Below are 20,199 nucleotides of genomic sequence, written 5' to 3'. Positions count from 1 at the left end.
CTGCTTGGGAAGTTACCCGGACGTAGTGGCGGGGTCACGGGGCGCGCGGTGTGACGCTGGCCGCAATTTACTAAGCGCTTGCTTTGGCCTGCGTCTCCCCGGACTCCGTTGGTTCCGCGGGTTCCTCCGCCGGAGCGGAGTACGTCCCGGCCTCCGGTTCCCGCACCCGGCGGCGCTTGCGGCGCTTGAGAAGGGCCCAGGGGCCCCTCGGGCCCGTGGGCATGGCCGCGGTGACCTCGGTGCCCGCCTCCGACGCGGCCTCGGCCGCGGCCCGGGCGACGGGGAGGAAGCCCTCGCGGCGGGCGGCGTCGGGCCGCTCGTCCTGGGCCGGCCACAGGCCGAGGACGGCGCAGACCGTCGGCAGGAGGGCCATGGCCACTGTGGCGTACCCCTCGGCGGAGGGGTGGTAGCTGTCGGGGCCGAAGAGCTCGCGGGGGTTCGCGGCGAACTCGGGGCCGAGCAGGTCGCCCAGCGACACCGTGCGCCCGCCCTGCTCGACCGCGCCGATCGTCTGGGCCGCCGCCAGTTGCCGGGAGGTCCGCCGGGCCAGCCAGCGCAGAGGCTGCTGGACCGGCTCGATCGTGCCCAGGTCGGGACAGGTGCCCACGACGACCTCCGCGCCCGCCGTACGCAGCCGGCGCACCGCCGCCGACAGGTGACGGACGGAGAGCGCGGGCGGCATGCGGTGCGTGACGTCGTTCGCGCCGACCATGATCACGCAGATGTCGGGCACCCGGGACGGATCCGCGAGGGCCCGCGTCACCTGCCGGTCCAGATCGTCGGAGCAGGCCCCGGGCACCGCCACCGTGCTCAGCCCCACCGGCCGCTCCGCGACCGCCGCGAGCCCCGACGCCAGCAGCGCGCCCGGGGTCTGGCCGGCCCGGTGCACGCCCTGGCCGGCGGCCGTGGAGTCGCCCAGCATCGTCAGCCGCAGCGCCGGCTGCCCGGGCACCGTGTAGGCGGCGCCGTACAGTCCGTCCGCGTTCGGTGCGTCCGGGCTCCCGCCGTTGCCCACACGGCGTCGCGCCAGCCGGGCCTCGGCCAGCAGCAGTCCGACGCCGGCCGCACCGGCCAGGCCGATGCCCCCGCCGCCGTACGCGGCACCGGCCGCGATCCGCCGGGCCACCCTCGCCCTCGACATCCTCGTCATGCCTCGCCGCCACCTCCTTTGAGCCGTACCGCTGTACGGCCCCGCAGCCGTACACCCGGTGCTTGCCCCGTACGGACCGTTACCCAATCCTCGCGGTGAGTGAACGATCGGGGAGGGTGGGACCGGGCCGGAGGCCCGGGGTGCGGGCATGGGTTCGGGTCCGGGTTCACGGACAGGGTCCGGAGCAGGCTCTAGGCTGGCATCACCACTTCAACCACACCTTTTGCAGCATCCGGAGACAACGGTGCAATTCCACGACTCGATGATCAGCCTCGTCGGCAACACCCCGCTCGTGAGGCTCAACAACGTCACCCACGGCATCGGGGCGACCGTCCTGGCCAAGGTGGAGTACTTCAACCCCGGCGGATCGGTGAAGGACCGCATCGCCCTGCGCATGATCGAGGCGGCGGAGAAGAGCGGAGAGCTGCAGCCGGGCGGCACCATCGTCGAGCCGACCAGCGGCAACACCGGCGTCGGCCTGGCCATCGTGGCCCAGCAGAAGGGGTACAAGTGCATCTTCGTGTGCCCCGACAAGGTCTCCCTGGACAAGATCAACGTACTGCGGGCGTACGGGGCCGAAGTGGTCGTCTGCCCGACCGCCGTGGACCCCGAGCACCCCGACTCGTACTACAACGTCTCCGACCGGCTGGTCCGTGAGACACCGGGGGCCTGGAAGCCGGACCAGTACTCCAACCCCCACAACCCGCTCTCCCACTACCACTCCACCGGCCCGGAGCTGTGGGAGCAGACCGAGGGGAAGATCACCCACTTCGTGACCGGCGTCGGGACCGGCGGCACCATCTCCGGGACCGGGCGCTACCTCAAGGACGTCAGCGACGGCCGCGTCCAGGTCGTCGGCGCCGACCCCGAGGGCTCCGTCTACTCCGGCGGTTCCGGACGGCCCTACCTGGTGGAGGGCGTCGGCGAGGACTTCTGGCCGACCGCCTACGACCGGACCGTCGCGGACGAGATCGTCCCCGTGTCCGACAAGGACTCCTTCCAGATGACCCGGCGCCTCGCCAAGGAGGAGGGCCTGCTCGTCGGCGGATCGTGCGGCATGGCCGTCGTCGCGGCGCTGCGGGTCGCCGAGCGGCTCGGCGAGGACGACGTCGTGGTGGTGCTGCTCCCGGACAGCGGACGCGGCTACCTCAGCAAGATCTTCAACGACGAGTGGATGGCCGACTACGGCTTCCTCGAGGACGCCGGCCCGAGCGCGCGTGTCAGCGCCGTCCTCGACCACAAGGAGGGCGGTCACATGCCGTCCCTCGTGCACATGCACCCCGACGAGACCGTCGGGCAGGCCATCGAGGTGCTGCGCGAGTACGGCGTCTCGCAGATGCCGGTCGTCAAGCCGGGCGCCGGGCACCCGGACGTGATGGCCGCCGAGGTCGTCGGCTCGGTGGTGGAACGGGAACTGCTGGACGCGCTGTTCAGCAAGAGGGCCTCGCTCGACGACCCGCTGGAGAAGCACATGTCCGCCCCGCTGCCGCAGGTCGGCTCCGGTGAGCCGGTCGCGGACCTGATGGCCGTGCTGGGCAAGGCCGACGCGGCGATCGTCCTGGTCGAGGGCAGGCCGACCGGTGTGGTCAGCCGCCAGGACCTGCTCTCCTTCCTCGCCAAGGACGGCAAGTGACCGTCGGGATGTGACCGTAGGGATGTGACCGTCGGGATGTGACGGGCGCGGAGACGGACGGTCGACGGGCGGGACGTTCACGGGCGCGGAGACGGACGGTCGACGGGCGGGACGTTCACGGGCGGTCGCCGTCCGCCGTCCGGGAGCGAGCCGGCCGTGCGCTCCGGGAGCCGGACCGTACGTGATCTTCGTGGACTTCGCGGAAGTGGTACGCGGGCGTCACGTGCGCGCAGCACTCGCTTAACACCGGTCCGGCAGATTGGTCGTTGTCGGCGGGGCAGGGAGCGGCTCCCCTTCCCGGCCGACAGGGAACGGCGTCACAGGACCTCCGGAGCGGCTCCCGGACCTCCATGGACGCCAGACGCGCAGCCCGGCCCGGCCGGCCCGCGTCGCTACGCGGGGACCACCGTCGTCCCGCCCCCCGGTAACGGGGGTGCGGTGGTCCCCGCGTCGACCCTGTTCAGCCGCCCGCGCCCGGTCCTCCGCGCCCGGCCCGTGTGCTCGCCCCCGTGCTCAGTCCTCCCAGGCGTCGTCCTGTCGCCGGTGCCCGCGCAGGCCGAACAGGCCCGGGTTGGTGCGGGCCGCCTGGACGACGTTCACGCCGACGATGCCCAGCCAGGCGACCAGCAGGCCGGGCAGATGGGCCACGCCGCCGCCGATCGCGGACAGTGGCACCGCCAGGACCAGGGAGACGATCCCGAAGCCGAACCGCTCGCCCCAGGTGTCCGTGGCCCTCGGCGCCCGGGAGTCCCGGGCCACCGTCATCTGCTGCTCGGCGAGCTGCCGGCGCACCCGGCGCTCCACCGCGCCGTCGATACGCTGGTCGACCTTCTCCAGGAACGAGTCGACCAGCGCGGACTCGTACTCGTCGCCCAGTTCCCTGCGGGCCTGCAGGGTGGCGTTGAGTTCCTTCTTCAGATCGGTGTCCCGTGCATCCATTCCGGTCATAGGACCACGGTAGGCAGCCCGGCCGCCCATGGCACTGGGGACAGCCCCCTTGTCGGCGGGGGGCCTGCCCGCTCCCGGTCGTGCGCGCCCCGCGTTCGCCTGTATAACGGCATGCAGGAAGCACGGTGGGTGAATGGATCGTGTGGGCAGCCGGGTGACCGGAGCCGGTGATCAGGTCGAGGGGGGAGCCACGTCATGAGCGTCACCGAGGGGCCTGCCGCGCGCCTGCAGGCGCTGTTCGAGGGGCACCGGCTGACGCCGACGCAGCGGCGCATCGCGCACAGCATGGTGCGGCGCGCCGCCGACGTGCCGTTCCTGTCCAGCGTGGAACTGGCCGAACTGGCCGGCGTCAGCCAGCCCTCCGTGACCCGGTTCGCGGTCGCCCTCGGCTTCGACGGCTATCCCGCCCTGCGGCGGCATCTGCGCGAGGTCGTGCCCTCCGGACCGCCGGCGCCGGACGCCGGGTCGTACAACGAGTACCAGCAGGCCGTCGAGGCCGAGATCGAGAACCTGCGGCACCTGGCCGAGGTGCTCGCCGATCCGGAGCCCGTGCGGCGGGCGGGGCGGATCCTCGCGGGCAGCCGGCCGCTGCTCGTGCTCGGGCTGCGCGCGGCGGCGGCCCAGGCCCACGGCTTCGCCTACTTCGCCGCCAAGGTCCACCCCGACGTACGGCTGCTCAACGAGGGCGGCACCATGCTCCACGACCGCATCGACGCCGCCGCGGCGGCCGGCGCCGGAGCCCTGCTCTGCTTCGCGCTGCCCCGGCACCCCCGGGAGGTCGTCGACGCCCTCACCCACGCCAAGGAGACGGGGCTGACCGTCGTCACCGTCACCGACTCCGCCTTCGCGCCGGTGGCCAAGGTCTCCGACCTGCTGCTGCCCGCCGCCGTCGGCACCGGGCTCGCCTTCGACACGGCGTGCGCGCCGATGCTGCTGGGCCGGGTGCTGCTGGAGGCGATGTGCGACGGCCTGCCCGACGCCCAGGCCCGCCTGGAGGAGTTCGACACGAAGGCGGCGACGCGCGGCCTGTTCGTGGAGTGACGGCGCGAGACGCCGCTCCTCGGGCGGTATCTCAGATTTCTCTCACCTCGAGTCACTAATCTGCGCTCCGGACCCTACGGACGCTCCACTGCAGTGGGACGGGAGGCTGGACGTGATGCGCGGAGGACAAGGGCTGGCTCGGGTGGCCGTGGTCGTACGGGCCGGGGCGGCACCACTGGGGTGGCTGGGCGTGTTCGCGGCGGGCATCGGCGTGCTGGTGCCGGGACTGACCGGCCGCCGGATCGGTGTGCTGGCCGGAGCCGCGCTGTTCCTCGTGGCCATGGCCGTGGTGGCGTACGTACGGCGCGGGCGGTACCGCGAGCTGGCCCGGCCGGCGGGGCGGGCGGGCAAGCAGGACGTGCTCCAGGACCGCGCGGTCAGCGTGCGCAACTGGCGGCGCCGGCACCGCTGGTGGCTGCTGCTCGCCTTCCTCGCCGCCCTGGGCAGCGGGTTCGCGGTGCCCGCGGCGGGCGGTCTGCTGCTCGCCGGGTGCGGTGCGGGCCTGTGGCTGAAGGCGTCCTGGATCGGCCGCCTGGAGCAGGCCGAGGAGATCCTTCTGTGGGTCCGCGTCGACTGGCTGAAGGGCGGCGCGAGCAGCCCGGCCGGCAAGGCGGTCAAGGGCTACCGCACCACAGGCATCGCGGCAGGCGACGCGACCCCGGGCGGCGCCCGCCGCCGGGCCTCTGCCCTGACCTGACCCGGCCCTGACCTGATCACCGGACCCGGCCGGGCCGGGTCCGGCCCGGATCAGGGGATCAGGTGATCAGGGCGTCGGGGTGGGCGCCGCCCGATTCGGCCACGATCTCCTCGACGGTCTGAGCCGGGCGCACGAGCGCGAACGTCACCCGGCCGGGGCCGTGGGCGGTGAAGCCGTGGACGGCCGGGCGGGGGAGCGAGTTGTACCCGTAGTGGTGGGCGAAGCAGTACGCGCCCGTGTCCAGTGCCGCCGCGTAGTCGCCCTGCTCCAGCAGCGGCAGCGGCTGCCCCCGGGCGAGCAGGTCGCCCGCGAAACAGGCCGGTCCCGCCACGTCCTGCACCACCGCCGGGCCCTTCTTCGGCCACCCCCGGGCGTCGTACGCGGCGATCCTGAGCGGCCACGCCGTCGGCGCGTACACCGTCCGTGTCGCCACCTGCACGCCCGCGTGCGTCACCGCGACCGGACGCCCGCCGGCCCTCTTGGCGTACTCCACCCGGGCGACGACCGTGCCGTGCTTCGCCAGCAGCGACCGCCCGAACTCGGTGACCAGCCCGTACCGCCCGTCGAACAGCCCCGGCACGGTCTCCTTCAGCAGCCGCGCGTACCGCGCGTACGTCGGACGGGTCGCGTCGGAGGCGAAGTTCACCGGCAGCCCGCCACCGATGTCGACGGTGTCGACCTGTTGCCGCCCCGCGCGCCGGTTGATCTCCTCGGCCAGTGCGTACGTCTCCGCCACACCCCTCGCCATCAGGGGCAGGGCGATGCCCTGGGAGCCGGTGTGCGTGTGCAGCCGGGTCAGCCACGGCCGGTCGAGATACGCCCGCACGACCCACTCCCGCGCCCCCTCGTCGCGCAGTGCCACACCGAACTTCGAGGTCGCCGTGGCGGTGGACAGCGCCTCGATGGTGCCGCCGCCGACCTGCGGGTTCACCCGGATGCCGAGGGGGGAGCGGAGACCGGCCGGCCGTGCCGGGGAGCCGGCCATCAGGGCGTCGACGCGCGCCAGTTCCTGTGGATTGTCCGCGTTGACGGCGATGCCCCGTGCCAGCGCCTCCCGCAGCTCGGCCGGTGTCTTGGCGGGTGAGTCCAGCACCGTCCGTGCCGGCGGCACCCCCGCCGCCCGTGCCAGCGCCAGCTCGCCGGGGCTGGCGACCTCGGCCCCGATGCCCTCCGTGTGCAGCAGCCGCAGCACCGGTACCAGCGGGGTCGCCTTCACCGCGAAGGCGTGCAGTACGGGGGTGCCGGACGGTGTCACCGCCGCGAAGGCCTCCCGCAGCTCGGCCGCCGACTCCCGGATGCCGGTGACGTCGAGCAGGGCCGTCAGGGGTGAACCGGGTCCGATCAGCCCCTGCTCGACGGCGGCCCGCACCGCCTCGTCCCGCCGGGCCGTCCGCCCGGCTCCCGGCGCGGCCCCGCCGTCCGGCCCGCCCTCGTCCGGGGCCGCCGCTCGACTCGCCGTCCCGGCGTTCTCCATGTCCGTGCCCATGCGTCCAGCCAAACACCGTCCGGCGGCCGGCGCCGACACACCGGCGGTATTGACTAGTCATATTCAGGCTGCGACCGTGTGAATATCTTCAGTAAGTGCGGAGTGCGTCACCAGGAGGCGGACCATGTCAGGACCCCGTGTCGTCCGAGCGCCGCGCGGCACCGGGCTGAGCGCCCGGGGCTGGCCCCAGGAGGCCGCCCTGCGCATGCTGCAGAACAACCTCGACCCCGAGGTCGCCGAGCACCCCGACCAGCTCGTCGTCTACGGCGGCACCGGCAAGGCGGCCCGGGACTGGCGCTCCTTCGACGCCATGGTCCGCACCCTGAGGACCCTCAAGCAGGACGAGACGATGCTCGTCCAGTCCGGCCGCCCCGTCGGCGTCATGCAGACCCACGAATGGGCCCCGCGCGTCCTCATCGCCAACTCCAACCTCGTCGGCGACTGGGCCAACTGGGAGGAGTTCCGCCGCCTGGAGGCCCTCGGTCTGACCATGTACGGGCAGATGACCGCCGGCTCCTGGATCTACATCGGTACCCAGGGCATCCTCCAGGGCACCTACGAGACGTTCGCCGCCGTCGCCGCGAAGAAGTTCGGCGGCACCCTCGCCGGGACCATCACCCTGACCGCGGGACTCGGCGGCATGGGCGGCGCCCAGCCGCTCGCCGTCACCATGAACGACGGCGTCGCGATCTGCGTCGACTGCGATCCGCGCGCCATCGACCGCCGCATCGAGCACCGCTACCTGGACGTGAGGGCCGACTCCCTCGACCACGCCCTCCGCCTGGCCACCGAGGCCCGTGACGCCCGCCGGCCGCTGTCCGTCGGCGTCCTCGGCAACGCCGCCGACGTGGTTCCGCGGCTGCTCGCCATGGGCGCCCCCGTCGACATCGTCACCGACCAGACCTCCGCCCACGACCCGCTGGCCTACCTGCCCGCCACCATCGCCTTCGAGGACATGGCCGACGCCGCCGCCAAGGACCCGGCCGGTTTCACCGCCCGCGCCCGCCAGTCCATGGCCCGGCACGTCGAGGCGATGGTCGGCTTCATGGACGCCGGGGCCGAGGTCTTCGACTACGGCAACTCCCTCCGCGGCGAGGCCCAACTCGCCGGATACGAACGCGCTTTCGCCTTCCCCGGCTTCGTGCCCGCGTACATCCGCCCGCTGTTCTGCGAGGGCAGGGGTCCCTTCCGCTGGGCCGCCCTGTCCGGCGACCCCGCCGACATCGCGAAGACCGACCGGGCCGTTCTCGACCTCTTCCCCGAGGCCGAGTCACCGCAGAACGCGTCCCTCGCCCGCTGGATGCGCCTGGCCGGGGAACGGGTCCGCTTCCAGGGCCTGCCCGCGCGCATCTGCTGGCTCGGATACGGCGAGCGGGACAAGGCAGGCGAGCGGTTCAACGACATGGTCGCCTCCGGGGAACTGGCGGCCCCCGTCGTCATCGGCCGAGACCACCTCGACTGCGGCTCCGTCGCCTCCCCGTACCGCGAGACCGAGGGCATGCGCGACGGCTCCGACGCGATCGCCGACTGGCCGCTGCTCAACGCCATGGTGAACGTGGCGTCCGGGGCCTCCTGGGTGTCCGTCCACCACGGCGGCGGCGTCGGCATGGGGCGCTCCCTGCACGCGGGCCAGGTGACGGTCGCCGACGGCACGAAGCTCGCCGGCGAGAAGATCCGGCGGGTCCTGACCAACGACCCCGGCATGGGCGTCATCCGCCACGTGGACGCCGGCTACGACCTCGCGGACTCGGTCGCGTCGGAGCGGGGCGTACGGGTACCGATGCGCGAGGGGTCCGAGGGGCCCGAGGGGCACAGGGGCCGCGAGGGCGAGGGCACGTGACCGAGCCCTCCGCGCCCCCCACCTTCCAGGAGATGTGGCGTGAGCTGCTCCCTCTCGGCCGCCACCCCGGCTCCGGCGGCTACCGGCGCTACGCCTGGACCGGTGCCGACGCCGAATGCCGGGCCTGGTTCGCCGCGCAGGCCGAACGGCGGGGACTGCGGCTCGACGTGGACCGGAACGGGAACCAGTGGGCCTGGCTGGGGGACCCCGCCGACGGGAACGCCGTCGTCACCGGGTCCCACCTGGACTCCGTGCCGGACGGCGGAGCCTTCGACGGCCCCCTCGGCGTGGTCTCCGCCTTCGCCGCCCTCGACGAACTGCGCCGGAGAGGGGAGAAGGACGGCACCCGGCGACGCACCCGGGGCCAAGACCCGTTCCCCCGCCCCCTGGGCATCGTCAACTTCGGTGACGAGGAGGGCGCCCGCTTCGGGCTCGCCTGCGTCGGCTCGCGGCTCACCGCCGGACAGCTCACCCGCGACCGGGCGCACACCCTCACCGACGGCGACGGGATCACCCTGCCCCGGGCGATGGAGGCCGCCGGGCACGACCCCGACGCCATCGGAGCCGACCCCGAACGGCTCGCCCGCATCGGCGCCTTCGTCGAACTGCACGTCGAACAGGGCCGTTTCCTCGACCTGTCAGGCGACCGGGTCGGCATCGCCAGTGCCATCTGGCCGCACGGGCGCTGGCGGTTCGACTTCCGCGGCGAGGCCAACCACGCCGGCACCACCCGCCTCGCCGACCGCCGCGACCCCATGCTGCCCTACGCCGAGACCGTCCTCGCCGCCCGCCGCGAGGCCGAACTCGCCGGTGCCGTCGCCACCTTCGGCAAGATCGCCGTCGAGCCGAACGGCGTCAACGCCATCCCCTCCCTGGTGCGCGGCTGGCTCGACTCCCGCGCCGCCGACCAGACGAGCCTGGACACCGTGGTCGCCGGGGTGGAGAAGGCGGCCCGCGACCACGCCGCCGCCCACGGCGTGGACCTGGACGTGGTCCGCGAGTCCCGCACACCCGTCGTCGACTTCGACCACGCCCTGCGCGACGAACTCGCCCGCATCCTGGGCCGGGAGAGGGACGACGGGCAGGCATCGGCCCGGATTCCCGTCCTCGGCACGGGCGCCGGACACGACGCCGGGATCCTCTCCGCGAGCATTCCGACCGCCATGTTGTTCGTGCGCAACCCCACGGGCGTCTCGCACTCCCCGGCCGAGTACGCGGCCGAGGACGACTGCCTGGCCGGGGCCGGCGCACTCGCCGACGTACTGGAGGGACTGGTGTACGGGTGACACAGGACAGCGGCACCACGGCGAGCGCCACGGCCGGCACGGCCACCACCGTGTCCGTGCCCACCCCGCCGTCCCCCACGCCCACCGGGCGGACGTACTGGCTGGAGCACGCCTGGCTCGGCGACCGGGTCGAGCCGGGCGTGACCGTGACCGTCGGCGTCCGTGGCGACGGCGAGGGCAGTGGTGACGGCCGCATCGCCGCCGTCACCCCGGACGTCCCCGCCCCGCCCCCCGGGGCCGAGATCCTGCGCGGGCTGACCCTCCCAGGGCTGGCCAACGCCCACTCGCACGCCTTTCACCGTGCTCTGCGCGGCACCGTCCAGGTCGGCGCCGGCACCTTCTGGACCTGGCGCGAGGTGATGTACTCGGTCGCCGACCGGCTGACCCCCGAGAGCTACCACCGGCTCGCCCGCGCCGTGTACGCGGAGATGGCGCTCGCCGGCATCACCGCCGTCGGCGAGTTCCACTACCTGCACCACGCCCCCGGCGGCACCCCCTACGCCGACCCCAACGCGATGGGAGAGGCCCTCATCGCGGCCGCCGCCGAGGCCGGCATCCGCATCACCCTCCTCGACACCGCCTACCTGTCCGCAGGCTTCGGCGAGCCGCCCACCGCCCACCAGCGCCGCTTCTCCGACGGCACCGCCGAGGCCTGGGCCGAACGCTCCTCACTTCTCGAGGAACAGGATCACGCGCGCATCGGTGCCGCCATCCACTCCGTACGGGCCGTGCCCGCCCGGGAGCTGGCGACCGTGGCCCGCTGGGCGGAGGAGCGGCGGGCCCCGCTGCATGTGCATCTCTCGGAGCAGACCGCCGAGAACGAGGCCTGCCAGGAGGCGCACGGCCGTACCCCGACCCGCCTGCTCGCCGACCACGGCGTGCTCGGACCGCGCACCACCGGCATCCACAGCACGCACCTCACCGGCCAGGACATCGCGCTCATCGGCGCCAGCGGCACCGGCACCTGCATGTGCCCCACCACCGAACGCGACCTCGCCGACGGCATCGGTCCCGCGGCCGCCCTTCAACGCCGGGGCTCCCCGCTCTCCCTCGGCTCGGACAGCCACGCCGTCATCGACCTGCTGGAGGAGGCGCGCGCCCTGGAGCTGAACGAGCGCCTGCGCACCCGCACCCGCGGTCACTGGACGGCGAACGCCCTGCTGAGGGCCGCCACCGCCGGCGGACACGCCGCTCTCGGCTGGGACGGGGCGGGCACCATCGAACCCGGCGCCCCCGCCGACCTGACCACCCTCACCCTGGAGTCGGTCAGAACCGCGGGGCCACTGCCCCGGCTCGGCGCCGAGACCGCCGTATTCGCCGCGACAGCGGCCGACGTACGGCACACGATCGTGGCGGGACGGCACGTCGTACGCGACGGGGCGCACACCCTCGTCCCCGATGTGCCGCACGCCCTCGCGCGCGCCGTCGAGGCACTGAGGACCTGAACGCCGCCGGCCGGAACGCCGGGCGCCCGAGGACCGGCCACCGGAACCCCGTACCCGCCCCCGCCACCCACGAGGACGTCATGAGCAGCACCGCCATCGTCAACATCGCCACGCTGGTCACCAACGATCCCTCCCTCGGACGGGGGTTCTCTCCTCTCGGTCCGGTCCGGGACGCGGCCGTCGTCATGGAGGGCGACCGCATCGTGTGGACCGGTGAATCAAGCAAAGCACCCGCCACCGACAACCGGGTCGACGCCGGAGGCCGGGCGGTGATTCCGGGCTTCGTCGACTCGCACTCCCACCTGGTCTTCGCGGGCGACCGTACCGACGAGTTCAACGCCCGGATGTCGGGCCACCCCTACAGTGTGGGCGGTATCCGCACCACCGTCGCCGCCACCCGGGCCGCGAGCGACGCGGAACTCGAGGCGAACCTGACCCGTTTCCTCACCGAGGCGCTGCGGCAGGGCACCACGACCGTCGAAACCAAGTCCGGCTACGGACTGACCACCGAGGACGAGGCCCGCGCGCTGCGGCTGGCCGCCCGCCACACCGACGAGGTCACCTACCTCGGCGCCCACATCCCCGCCCCGGAGTACGCCGACGACCCGGCCGGCTACGTGGACCTGGTCACCGGGAGGATGCTGGACGCCTGCGCGCCGCACGCCCGCTGGATCGACGTCTTCTGCGAGCGGGGCGCCTTCGACGGCGACCAGGCGCGCGCCGTTCTCACCGCCGGCCGGGCCAAGGGTCTGCACGCGCGCATCCACGCCAACCAGCTCTCCCACGGACCCGGCGTGCGGCTCGCCGTCGAACTCGACGCGGCCAGTGCCGACCACTGCACGCATCTCACCGACGCCGACGTGGACGCCCTCGCCCACAGCCGTACGGTCGCGACCCTGCTGCCGGGCGCCGAGTTCTCCACCCGGGCCGCCTGGCCGGACGCCCGCCGGCTGCTCGACGCGGGCGTCACCGTCGCACTGTCCACGGACTGCAACCCGGGGTCGTCCTTCACGTCCTCGGTGCCGTTCTGTATCGCGCTCGCCGTGCGGGACATGGGCATGACGCCCGACGAGGCGCTCTGGTCGGCCACCGCGGGTGGTGCGGCGGCCCTGCGCCGCACCGACATCGGCCGCGTCACCCCCGGCGCCTTCGCCGACCTCGCCCTCCTCGACGCCCCGAGCCACGTCCACCTGGCCTACCGCCCCGGCGTCCCGCTGGTCACGGGCGTATGGCGGCGGGGCGTCCGCGTACTCTGAGCCGTCCGCGCACCCTCCCCCCCTCCGCGTACCCTCCCCCTCCCCGCACTCGGATCAGTGGCCGGCGGCGGGAAACGCGTTGCGCCCCGTACCCGGCCGGTGTCCGGTGCCCGGGGAGGGCTTCCGGCGCCGGCGGAGTGCGGGGCGCGACGTGCAGGGCACGCTGTGTGAGGCCCGCTGTGCGAGTCGTCCGTGCGGGGCCGTGCCCTGCGTCGACCGTGCGGGGCGCAGGACGCGGCCGCCCGTCATTCCTCGAGGGTCAGCCCCTTGCGCAGCCGTACCAGGGTGCGTGACAGCAGTCGTGACACGTGCATCTGTGAAATACCCAGTTCCTCGCCGATCTCCGACTGGGTCATGCCGGCCACGAAGCGCAGCGAGAGGATCTTCCGGTCGCGCGGCGGCAGTTCGGCGATCAGCGGCTTCAACGACTCGACGTACTCGATCCCTTCGAGCCCGTGGTCCTCGTAACCGATCCGGTCCGCCAGCGCGCCCTCGGAGTCGTCCTCCTCCGGCTGGGCGTCGAGCGAGGAGGCGGTGTAGGCGTTCGACGCCGCCATGCCCTCGACGACCTCGTCCTTGGAGATGTCCAGACGCTCGGCCAGTTCGCCCACCGTCGGGGACCGGTCGAGCTGCTGCGCCAGCTCGTCGCCGGCCTTGGCCAGGTCGAGCCGCAGCTCCTGCAGCCGGCGCGGTACGCGCACGGACCACGAGGTGTCGCGGAAGAAGCGCTTGATCTCACCGATGATGGTCGGCATCGCGAAAGTGGGGAACTCCACACCGCGCGAAAGCTCGAAGCGGTCGATCGACTTGATCAGGCCGACGGTGCCGACCTGGATGATGTCCTCCATCGGCTCGCTGCGCGAGCGGAAGCGGGAGGCGGCGAACTTGACCAGGGCCAGGTTCAGCTCGACGAGCGTGTTGCGTACGTACGAATACTCGTGGGTGCCTTCCTCCAGCGACTCCAGCCGCTCGAAGAGGGTCTTGGACAACGCCCGCGCGTCGACCGGGCCCACCTCGTCGAAAGGGGGGATCTCCGGGAGCCCGACGAGCAGATCGTCGTCCGGGACGACACCCATGTCGTCCTGCTCGATGGGAATCAGATGTGCCGGAGGGAGTGTCGACGTCGCTTCCTGGGTAGGCGATGCGTCGAGCCGGGGTGACATGATGTCCTCCATCGTTCTCGGCATATGGCTGCCGATGCCGTTACGTCCACTGCGGTGTGCGGCGCCTCCAAAGCCGGCCGTGTCGAGTGCGTGTCCCTACTAGCCCTACCCGTTTTCGCGAGCTCACCGCAAGTAAGCTCTGTGGGCATATGCCCGTTTGGGGGCGATTGTTCGGCTGTTGAAGCGCGCTGGGAAGGCGTAATGTTCGTCAGCGTCAGTGTCAGTGTCAGCAGCAGCCACGACCGGTGGGAGAGAGAGACGGCATGGACCGCGGGACGGTCGGCAGCGCACAGTCGGGCCGGCTTCTGGTCGAGGTGCGAGAAGAGGGCCCCAGTGCCGTCGTGACTCCGGCGGGTGAGTTGGATCACCACACCGCCGATCTGTTGCGCGAGCCGCTGGAGGGATGTCTCGCCAAGGGATTCAAGCGGCTCGTCATCGACTGCTCCGGTTTGGAGTTCTGCGACTCCACCGGGCTCAACGTGCTGCTCGGCGCCAGGCTGAAGGCCGACGCCGCCGGGGGCGGGGTGCATCTCGCGGGGATGCAGTCCGTGGTCGCGCGCGTGTTCGAGATCACGGGAGCGGACGCGGTGTTCACCGTCCATGACAGCCTCGAGGCGGCTCTGGCCGACGACTCCGGATGACCGCGCGGGCAGGCCGGCGCCACCCCGCGGCGGGTCCGGGGGCGGGCGTTCTCCTACCGGTGCGTCGAGCGACCCGTCGCTCCCCGGTTTTCTCCGCGGGCCTTCTTCCGGGGTGCTCCCGGAACATTGCGCTTTTTTTGTGTCTTGTGCGAACGCAGGGGTGTTCCCCCGGCAGCCTCGGGCAGGAGACAAGCTGAACGTGTCCGCTGCCGTGGTCGCGGGGATGCCGAGAACCGGACGATCCCGCACCGCGTGACTGAGTGAGTACGGATTTTTTGAATGGTGAACTGGTGAATCGGTGAGGTGAAGCGCTGATGAGCACCACCCGGCCCTATCCGCCGGGCGACCGCGGTCCGGAGCCCAGCGGTGCTTCCGGGTTGCCCGGGGGCGGCGCGCCGACGGCGAGCGCGCCCGACGGGGGCGTGGCCTCGCCCCTGTCGGAGGCGCGGTCCGCCGCGGCGTCCGTGCCGGAGGCGTCGGGGTCGTCGGGTCCGCCGGGAGGACGTCAGGTCCGCCGGCTGAGCTTCGAGGACCAGAGCGGCGTCGTTCCCCTCGCCCGTGACTTCACCCGCCAGGCGCTGTACGCGTGGGGCTGGCTGCCCGCCGCCACCGCCGACCGGAGAGCCGCCGCCGAGGACGTCCTGCTCGTCGTGTCCGAACTGGTCACCAACGCCTGCCTGCACGCCGAAGGACCGGACCAGTTGGGCATCGTCTGCGACAACAAGGTGATCCGGCTCGAGGTCACCGACCGCGGCACCGGTCAGCCGGCACCGCGTACCCCGCACCAGGCGGGGCGGCCCGGCGGGCACGGCATGTTCATCGTGCAGCGGCTCTCCCTGGACTGGGGTGTCGTACGCACCCCGGGCGTCGCGGGCAAGACCGTGTGGGCGGAACTCGGGGCGCCCGCCTGACCGGCGGGGTCCTCACCCTCCGCGGCGCCACTCACCCCACACCGTCGCCCGCCCGCCGGAGTACCGCGGATCCGGCTCGCACCGTGGCCTCCTTCCCCATGGCCCCCGGCGTACCCCGACGGGCCGTCGGACCTGATGTGACGTCAGGAAGGGTGGGCGGCGCAGCCTTTCGGGTGGTCCGCCGGACAAGTCCTCCGCCGACAGGGGAGGACCGGCCCTGGGCCGAACCCCGCTCCCGGGGAGCGGCCCTCTTCTGATTCATGGTTCTCCAGGTCGTACCGGTCGGGCGTCTTCCGCGCGGGACCGGCCGTGGTGGACCACGTACGCCCCCGGGCGCCGACGCCGACGGCCTCACGCCCCGTGAACCGGGCCGGCGCCGGCGCCGACGGCGGACGCGGACGCGGGCTTGGCACCCCGCCGCGTGACCACGGCGAGTCCGCCCGCGCCCGCGACGAGAACGCCCGGAGGGCCCCGCATCCGCGTACGTGCTGCCGTACGTACGGACGCGGGGCCCTCCGGCTCATGAGCGCGGCCCGCGGCGAGCCGCCCGCCTCACGGCCTCACGGCCTCAGCGGACGCTGCCCATCAGCGACTTGACCTTGCTGCGGTACATCCACACCGCGACACCGGCGACCACCGCGAGGGTGGCCTCCATCGCGACGACGCCCGGCCTGTTCAGGTCGACGCCGGCGATGGAGAGCAGTCCGGTCGTGGCGTCACCGGCGGTGACGGCCAGGAACCAGACGCCCATCATCTGCGAGGCGTACTTCGCGGGCGCCATCTTCGTGGTGACCGACAGGCCGACCGGGGAGAGCAGCAGCTCACCGACGGTCTGCGTGAAGTAGATCGCCACCAGCCAGGCCGCCGCCGCCTTGTGACCGCCCTCGGCGATCGACAGCGGGGCGAGGAACAGGAAGAAGGACGCGCCGACCAGCACCAGGCCGGAGCCGAACTTCACGATCGTGCTGGGCTCCTTGCCGCGCCGGTTCAGCGCCAGCCAGACCCAGGCGAAGACCGGGGCCAGTGCCATGATCAGGACCGGGTTGACCGACTGGTACCAGGAGACCGGGAACTCCCAGCCGAGGACGCTGTTGTCGGCCGACGAGTCGGCGAAGATCGACAGGGTCGAGCCGCCCTGGTCGTAGATCATCCAGAACACGGCCGCGGCCACGAAGAACCAGATGTACGCGGACATCTTCGACTGCTCGTCCCGGTCCAGGTCCCGGTCGCGCTTGATCCGCACCAGCACCAGCACCGGGACGATCACGCCGAGCAGTGTCAGCGGGACCAGGATCCAGTTCAGCGTGTAGGTGCCGGAGAAGCCGATGACGGAGTAGGCGACCACGGCGATGCCGGCCCAGAGGGCGGCCTTGCGCAGCGTGGTGGACTTCTCCGCGGCGGACAGGGGCTTGGGCACGACGCCGGAGTGCGCGGCGAGGTGGCGGCTGCCCAGCAGGAACTGGAGCACACCCAGCCCCATGCCGACGGCGGCGAGCGCGAAGCCCAGGTGCCAGTTGACACTCTCACCGACGGTGCCGATGATCAGCGGCGCGGCGAAGGCACCGAGGTTGATGCCCATGTAGAAGACGGTGAAGCCGCCGTCGCGACGCGGGTCGTCCGGACCGTCGTACAACTGGCCGACCATCGTGGAGATGTTGGCCTTGAGGAGGCCGGAGCCGATCGCGACCAGGCCGAGACCCGCGTAGAAGGTGCCTGCGGACGGCAGGGCCAGTGTCAGATGGCCGAGCATGATGACCGCGCCGGCGACGGCGACGGTCTTGCGCGGTCCCAGGACCCGGTCGCCGAACCAGCCGCCCGGCATCGTGAGCAGGTACACCAGCGACAGGTACACCGAGTAGATGGCCGTCGCCGTGCCGGCGCTCAGACCCATGCCGCCCGGGGCGACGAGGTACAGCGGGAGCAGAGCCCTCATGCCGTAGTAGGAGAACCGCTCCCACATCTCGGTCATGAAGAGAGTGGCCAGTCCGCGGGGGTGGCCGAAGAAGGTCTTCTCGGAACCGGGGGTTCCCGGCGGGACCGAGTCCTTCGTCAGGCTGGACGCCATGGTCGTTCCTTGTGGGTCGGGACGCGTGGCGTGAGTGCGTACGCGCCCGGTGGGGGGCTGGCCGGCACCGGCGGGCCCCGCCGTCCATCCCCCACGCCCCTGGGGAGTCCGCCCCGGATCACGGAGCGGCGGACGGCGACCACCGGGATCCACGCCTCCACGCGCTTCCACGCGCGCCGAGGCCCGGCCACAGGTCATTCCTTCCGGGGCCGGCGGAAGACCGGCCCGCACACGAAAGAGACCCTCGGCGTCAACTGCGCCAAAGGTCCCCGTGGTGCAACAGGCGTTGATTCACCATACGGCAGGACAGTGACCGAAATGGAAGGACTTGAGACAGGGATCACAGGTTTTGGGGGAACCGTGATCACCCATTCGAAGGTTCTCTCCACGATCGCACCCCACACCTCCAGGTGCGGCACCCGGGTCCCGGACGTGAGAATCCGGTGTGCCCCGGGTAAGAACCGGCGCCGGTGATCACACCCCGGGCCGCGTCGGTGCGGGACTACCATCAGTCCATGACCCGTGTACTGCTCGCCGAGGACGACGCGTCCATCTCGGAGCCCCTGGCCCGCGCCCTGCGCCGGGAGGGGTACGAGGTGGAGGTGCGTGAGGACGGACCCAGCGCGCTCGACGCAGGCCTGCAGGGCGGCATCGACCTGGTGGTGCTGGACCTCGGGCTGCCGGGCATGGACGGCCTGGAGGTCGCCCGCCGGCTGCGTTCCGACGGTCACACGGTCCCGATCCTGATTCTTACCGCGCGCGCCGACGAGGTCGACACCGTCGTCGGTCTGGACGCCGGCGCCGACGACTACGTCACCAAGCCGTTCCGGCTCGCCGAACTGCTCGCCCGGGTACGCGCCCTGCTGCGGCGCGGCGCCACCGAACAGCAGCAGCCGCCCGCGACGCACGGGGTACGCATCGACGTCGAGTCGCACCGGGCATGGATGGGCGAGGAGGAACTCCAGCTCACCGCGAAGGAGTTCGACCTGCTACGGGTCCTGGTCCGGGACGCGGGCCGGGTCGTCACCCGTGACCAGCTGATGCGCGAGGTCTGGGACACCACCTGGTGGTCGTCCACCAAGACCCTCGACATGCACATCTCCTGGCTGCGCAAGAAGCTGGGCGACGACGCGGCCAACCCCCGCTACATCGCGACCGTACGGGGCGTGGGGTTCCGCTTCGAGAAGAGCTGACGCCGCGGCGGGGGGCCGCGCCCCCGTGCGCCGCGCTTCCGTCTCGGACGCCTCGGACGCCTCGGACGTCTTGGACGCCCCGGACGTCTCGGACACTTCGGATATGAGGACATGCGCCGCCGACTGATCCAGTCCACGCTCGCCGTGGTGCTCGTCGTGATCGCCGTATTCGGCGTGTCCCTGGTGATCGTGGAGACCCGTACGATCACCGAAAGCGCCAGGGAGCGGGTCGAGTCCGAGGCGGTACGGCTCGCCAGCATCGTCGACAGCAGGCTGCTCCTCGAGGAGAGGGTCACCGCCGAGGTCCTCAGGGACCAGATCACCGAGGACCGCTACGTCGTCGTCCGCCTGCCCGGCAGGGCGCCCATCGAGATCGGCGAGAAGCCGGAGGGCGAGGTCATCGGCGCCTCGGCGTCCGGCGAGGAGGGCGAGACGGTCACCGTCCAGGAGCCGAGCTCCTCGGTGACCCGGGAGGTCGGCCGCACGCTGCTGATCATCGGACTGGTGGCGCTGCTGGCGGTGATCGCGGCGGTACTGCTGGCGGTCCGCCAGGCCAACCGGCTCGCCTCCCCGCTGACCGACCTCGCGGAGACCGCCGAGCGCCTCGGCTCGGGCGACCCGCGCCCCCGCCACCGGCGGTACGGCGTCCCCGAGCTGGACCGGGTCGCGGACGTGCTGGACTCCTCCGCCGAGCGCATCGCCCGCATGCTGACCGCCGAGCGGCGCCTGGCCGCCGACGCCTCCCACCAGCTGCGCACCCCGCTCACCGCGCTGTCCATGCGACTGGAGGAGATCACCCTCACCGACGACCCCGAGACGGTGAAGGACGAGGCGACGATCGCGTTGGCGCAGGTGGAGCGGCTGACGGACGTGGTGGAGCGGCTGCTGACCAACTCCCGCGACCCGCGGACCGGTTCGGCCGTCACCTTCGACCTCGACGAGGTGATCCAGCAGCAGCTCGCGGAGTGGCGCCCCGCCTACCGCAGCGCCGGCCGCGCGGTCGTCACCTCCGGCAAGCGGCATCTGCGGGCGGTCGGCACGCCGGGCGCGGTGGCCCAGGTGCTGGCCGCGCTGATCGAGAACTCCCTCATGCACGGGGGCGGCACGGTCGCCCTGCGCACCCGGGTCACCGGGAACCAGGTCGTCATCGAGGTCACGGACGAGGGCCCGGGAGTCCCCGCCGACCTGGGCGCCCGCATCTTCGAGCGCGCGATCAGCGGCCACAACTCCACCGGCATCGGCCTCGCGGTCGCCCGCGACCTCGCCGAGGCGGACGGCGGCCGGCTGGAGATGCTCCAGGCCAAGCCCGCGGTCTTCGGCCTGTTCCTGTCCCGCACCCCGCCGCAGAAAACCCGGGACGACAACCGCCACACGGTGCGCTGACCCGGGGCACGGGGGTTCACGAGGGACTGCGCGGCGCGCCGGCCCAGGTCCGGGCCCCGGT

The 20,199-nt window shown here is 72.6% G+C and carries 16 protein-coding genes; 11 read left to right on the top strand and 5 right to left on the bottom strand.

Annotated elements, in window-relative coordinates; all coding sequences use genetic code 11:
* Positions 1-70: 70 nt before the first annotated feature.
* A complete protein-coding gene (locus ACFWVE_RS06940; protein WP_384008995.1) occupies positions 71-1,150 on the bottom strand; it encodes an SGNH/GDSL hydrolase family protein in 1,080 nt (359 codons plus the stop codon).
* Positions 1,151-1,394: 244 nt separating this feature from the next.
* On the opposite strand from ACFWVE_RS06940, the gene ACFWVE_RS06935 reads away from it, so the two are divergent.
* A complete protein-coding gene (locus ACFWVE_RS06935; RefSeq protein WP_384008993.1) occupies positions 1,395-2,783 on the top strand; it encodes a cystathionine beta-synthase in 1,389 nt (462 codons plus the stop codon).
* 513 nt (positions 2,784-3,296) lie between these two features.
* On the opposite strand, the gene ACFWVE_RS06930 is transcribed toward ACFWVE_RS06935, so the two are convergent.
* The gene (locus tag ACFWVE_RS06930) at positions 3,297-3,731 is read right to left on the bottom strand and encodes a hypothetical protein (RefSeq protein WP_384008991.1); all 435 of its coding nucleotides are present in this window, start codon (positions 3,729-3,731) and stop codon (positions 3,297-3,299) included.
* Positions 3,732-3,926: 195 nt separating this feature from the next.
* Here ACFWVE_RS06930 and ACFWVE_RS06925 point away from each other — a divergent pair, with 195 nt between their 5' ends.
* Together ACFWVE_RS06925 and ACFWVE_RS06920 are read left to right on the top strand one after the other, a co-directional pair.
* Positions 3,927-4,772, top strand: coding sequence for a MurR/RpiR family transcriptional regulator (locus tag ACFWVE_RS06925; RefSeq protein ID WP_384008989.1), 846 nt, complete (start codon positions 3,927-3,929; stop codon positions 4,770-4,772).
* Positions 4,773-4,887: 115 nt separating this feature from the next.
* Entirely contained in the window at positions 4,888-5,469 is a 582-nt protein-coding gene (locus ACFWVE_RS06920; protein ID WP_384008987.1) for a hypothetical protein, read from the top strand.
* 58 nt (positions 5,470-5,527) lie between these two features.
* Here the strand turns inward: ACFWVE_RS06920 and ACFWVE_RS06915 are convergent, their stop codons facing one another.
* Complete coding sequence (locus tag ACFWVE_RS06915; protein WP_384008985.1) at positions 5,528-6,955, bottom strand: diaminopimelate decarboxylase; 1,428 nt, start codon at positions 6,953-6,955, stop codon at positions 5,528-5,530.
* Between the two features lie 124 nt (positions 6,956-7,079).
* On the opposite strand from ACFWVE_RS06915, the gene hutU reads away from it, so the two are divergent.
* From hutU to hutI, 4 genes are all read left to right on the top strand, one after another.
* Positions 7,080-8,795, top strand: a complete 1,716-nt coding sequence (gene hutU / locus ACFWVE_RS06910; RefSeq protein WP_384008983.1) for a urocanate hydratase — start codon at positions 7,080-7,082, stop codon at positions 8,793-8,795.
* A gap of 32 nt (positions 8,796-8,827) precedes the next feature.
* Positions 8,828-10,081, top strand: a complete 1,254-nt coding sequence (locus tag ACFWVE_RS06905) for an allantoate amidohydrolase (protein WP_384009052.1) — start codon at positions 8,828-8,830, stop codon at positions 10,079-10,081.
* Between the two features lie 56 nt (positions 10,082-10,137).
* The gene (locus ACFWVE_RS06900; RefSeq protein ID WP_384009050.1) at positions 10,138-11,526 is read left to right on the top strand and encodes a formimidoylglutamate deiminase; all 1,389 of its coding nucleotides are present in this window, start codon (positions 10,138-10,140) and stop codon (positions 11,524-11,526) included.
* Positions 11,527-11,606: 80 nt separating this feature from the next.
* Positions 11,607-12,782, top strand: a complete 1,176-nt coding sequence (hutI, locus tag ACFWVE_RS06895; protein ID WP_384008981.1) for an imidazolonepropionase — start codon at positions 11,607-11,609, stop codon at positions 12,780-12,782.
* Between the two features lie 245 nt (positions 12,783-13,027).
* On the opposite strand, the gene ACFWVE_RS06890 is transcribed toward hutI, so the two are convergent.
* A complete protein-coding gene (locus tag ACFWVE_RS06890) occupies positions 13,028-13,957 on the bottom strand; it encodes an RNA polymerase sigma factor SigF (protein ID WP_384008979.1) in 930 nt (309 codons plus the stop codon).
* A gap of 251 nt (positions 13,958-14,208) precedes the next feature.
* Here ACFWVE_RS06890 and ACFWVE_RS06885 point away from each other — a divergent pair, with 251 nt between their 5' ends.
* Together ACFWVE_RS06885 and ACFWVE_RS06880 are read left to right on the top strand one after the other, a co-directional pair.
* Positions 14,209-14,586 (top strand): STAS domain-containing protein, encoded by a 378-nt coding sequence (locus ACFWVE_RS06885; RefSeq protein ID WP_384008977.1) that lies wholly within the window; start codon positions 14,209-14,211, stop codon positions 14,584-14,586.
* 314 nt (positions 14,587-14,900) lie between these two features.
* The gene (locus tag ACFWVE_RS06880; protein WP_384008976.1) at positions 14,901-15,497 is read left to right on the top strand and encodes an ATP-binding protein; all 597 of its coding nucleotides are present in this window, start codon (positions 14,901-14,903) and stop codon (positions 15,495-15,497) included.
* Between the two features lie 568 nt (positions 15,498-16,065).
* Here ACFWVE_RS06880 and ACFWVE_RS06875 read toward each other — a convergent pair.
* On the bottom strand, positions 16,066-17,562 hold the full coding sequence (locus ACFWVE_RS06875) for an oligopeptide:H+ symporter (RefSeq protein ID WP_384008974.1): 1,497 nt from the start codon (positions 17,560-17,562) through the stop codon (positions 16,066-16,068).
* Positions 17,563-18,077: 515 nt separating this feature from the next.
* Between ACFWVE_RS06875 and ACFWVE_RS06870 the strand changes: the two genes are divergently transcribed.
* Positions 18,078-18,755: a response regulator transcription factor gene (locus tag ACFWVE_RS06870; RefSeq protein ID WP_384008972.1), complete on the top strand. Its 678-nt coding sequence runs from the start codon at positions 18,078-18,080 to the stop codon at positions 18,753-18,755.
* 111 nt (positions 18,756-18,866) lie between these two features.
* Positions 18,867-20,138 (top strand): ATP-binding protein, encoded by a 1,272-nt coding sequence (locus ACFWVE_RS06865; RefSeq protein ID WP_384008970.1) that lies wholly within the window; start codon positions 18,867-18,869, stop codon positions 20,136-20,138.
* Positions 20,139-20,199: the final 61 nt, after the last annotated feature.

Origin of the sequence: Streptomyces sp. NPDC058632 (genome assembly GCF_042717095.1) — a bacterium.
Taxonomy (GTDB): Bacteria; Actinomycetota; Actinomycetes; order Streptomycetales; family Streptomycetaceae; genus Streptomyces.
Note: the sequence above shows the minus strand (reverse complement) of the source record. Positions and strands in the feature narration are given on the sequence as shown.